This window comes from Flavobacterium sp. (assembly GCF_035760125.1).
Taxonomy (GTDB): Bacteria; Bacteroidota; Bacteroidia; order Flavobacteriales; family Flavobacteriaceae; genus Flavobacterium.
On record NZ_DASTTN010000412.1, the window covers coordinates 1 to 2,861 of the forward strand.

2 protein-coding genes are annotated in these 2,861 nt (G+C 37.1%); one reads left to right on the forward strand and one right to left on the reverse strand.

All coding sequences use genetic code 11. From position 1 onward, the window contains the following. The coding region (locus VFS71_RS14575; protein WP_326402129.1) for a hypothetical protein at window positions 1–1,338 on the forward strand (1,338 nt) is incomplete at its 5' end. Between the two features lie 121 nt (window positions 1,339–1,459). Here VFS71_RS14575 and VFS71_RS14580 read toward each other — a convergent pair. Then, the coding region (locus tag VFS71_RS14580) for a sulfatase-like hydrolase/transferase (protein WP_326402131.1) at window positions 1,460–2,861 on the reverse strand (1,402 nt) is incomplete at its 5' end.

Here is a 2,861-nt window from a genome sequence, read left to right on the forward strand (position 1 = left end):
TTTTCTAATTCTCGGGTTATTTTACCGACTAATCCCGAAATAGCCGACAAAATGAAACAAAGCATTCTAATGGCAATAAATAACCGTTGGAATGCAGTTGTTTTGAACCCTCAATGGGATTTCAAAGAAATTTTTCCCTCCAATAGGCCTCCAAAATTCAAAACCAACTTAAAGGAAAAAAAGCCTGGCACCTGGCATTTGTTTCTTCAGGTAATTGACAATGGTCCTTATCCAATAACAGGCAAAAGCAGTTCTCCTTTTAAATCATATCCTGACTTTGAAAGTCTGGATTATGCGCCCTATTATTTACAATTCAAAATACAAATTATTGACGGAAGCAGTGGATCAATGATATTTTCAAATGAAATGATGGTCGAAATGCAGCGATCCCCAGTTCCGGCAGGACAACTTTTATTGCGAAAACTTCCTGCCCTTACCGATTCTTATCTTCAGGCATTTGATACTGCTGTTCAAACATTATTTGCCACTACTCCACAAAGTGAATTAAAATTGGAGGTAACTCCCGCTTGTTTGTTTATCGATACGGATAAAACATTGGCGAAAGCCCAAAAACTAAACTTCGTCACAAAAGATGATTCCATTATTGAGCTCATTCAACTTAAACACGAATGGATCATTCAAAATAGCAGAACCCAAAAAACGAAAAGGAAAAATAATTTTGGCAACAATTTATTCAACTCCACACTAACTACTTTAACGGGTTTGAGTACTGATAAAATTAGGGCAATGGGATATGTCACAAAATTTGGTTTTATAGACACAAACGATAACGCCCATTATTTTTGTGAAATCCCTTTTATTGAAGAAACTCGAGAGGAAAAAGAGCGTGAAGTAACAAGGGATGCAAATGGCACTAAAATATACAGTAACTATCTCAATGGCAACTCAAGTGTTACCAGGTCTCTAGATTCCAAACAAATATGTTATCTGATTCGTGAAAAAGACACTGTTGGACATTTTAAAATTACAACAGGAAACCGTTCTGATTCCAAAAACCACTTTTCACAATATTGGGACGGTAAAAACGAATCCACCATCAGCAAGATGCCTGAATTTTGGAACAATTCTGCTTCGGAACAAAATAGATATATAAGTCCATTTGTATTGGAAGGAGAACTTAATAAGGTGCCTTTTCTCATTGAAAATAGTAAAGCGGGAAACCAAACAGATATTGAAATCAATGGGCAGGAAATCATGACTCTAAAAATATACAATACCAAGCCTGTTTTTGGTTTACTGTATCCCAATTCTGCTGATGAAAAAATGGTAAACGTTTTAATGATGCTTTCTTCAATTCCTTTTAATTCGATACTTTAAAAGAATTTTTTTAGCTCTCAATAATTCAATAAAAACAAATGAAGCTATCCTTTCGGACAGCTTCATTTTAATTTTAGATTATCACCCATTTAAGAGAAACAGTTCGTTATTGTCAAACTTATTATTCCTTACTAAAAGCTCTTGCAGCTTCCCGCTCTAAATCAAGATATTGTTCTTTTCCTGTACTTACGGTTACGAAAGAAATAGTTCCTCCTTCAAATTCGCTTGATGATGATGTATATTCTTTACTTACAGGGTCACCACTATCATACCCCACACACAGGCCATCCCCAACGAGAGTAAATTTACCCACTTGCGCTTTCATGGTGTTATTTGCTACTTCTTTCTCATTGATATACAATTTAGCTGGTCCTATTGATTCTTTATGTTCACCTTCTTTTTCTTTGGCAAACTCCATTCCAAAAGTATACTTTCCAGGTTTAACAGACTCCGTAGAAACCAATTGTTGTTCTGTAATTCCAAGGAAATTGTAAACATAATATAGTTTATGATCTTTGATAAATAAGCTGTGCCCACCAAAACGGGAACCGTGTGCAAAGATTACTCCAGAAGCATTCGCATCTTTAATCTCAACATTGGTAACTATTTTATACGATTTTCCTCTTACGCTAACAGCCACCGCTTCTGGCACTTGGCTCGTATGTGGATAATAGGTATAGCTGTCTTTCTCCGCCTCTTCGGTAGGGCGTTCAGTGTTCAATACGTCTGTGGCAGATCGATCATCCAGAGGCAAAGCATTATTTTTCATCGCTTCATCCATATACAATTTCTTTAGTGCTTCAAGTTTTTCGGGATTTTTCTTGGCCAAATCAACAGATTCTGAACGATCCACATCTGTATTGTATAATTCCCATTTGTCCTGATCAAAATGCCCTTTACCTGTAAGTGGTGCATGTACAGCCACTGCTTTCCAACCGTCCTGCCAAATGGCTCGGGTTCCTAACATAGTATAGTATTGTACGTGTTTTTGAGTAGTTGCATCGGGTTTAGCATCAAACGAATATTTCATAGAGACACCGGATAATGGATACTGTTCTACTCCTCTAAACACTTTTGGCATTTCGACACCACAAATTTCAAGAATAGTTGGAACAATATCTACCGCATGATGGTATTGATTTCGAACTTCTCCGCGTGCTTTAATTCCTTTTGGCCAAGTAATGGTCAATGGACATTCAGTTCCACCAGCATAATTGGAATAGCGTTTGAACATTTTGAAAGGAGTTGACAAAGCAGATGCCCAACCTGTTGGGTAATGCTCATAAGTATTGGGTCCGCCCAGCTCATCGATTAGTTTCATATTTTCCACCATATCATCTGGGTATCCATTAAAAAATTTATTTTCATTAACAGAACCACTAGGACTACCCTCTCCTGAGGCTCCATTATCTGAAGCATACATAATGACGGTATTATCATACTGACCTGTCGCTTTCAAGTGGTCGATAATTCGTCCAATTTGAACATCCGTATATTCAGAAAATGCGGCATACACTTCGCAT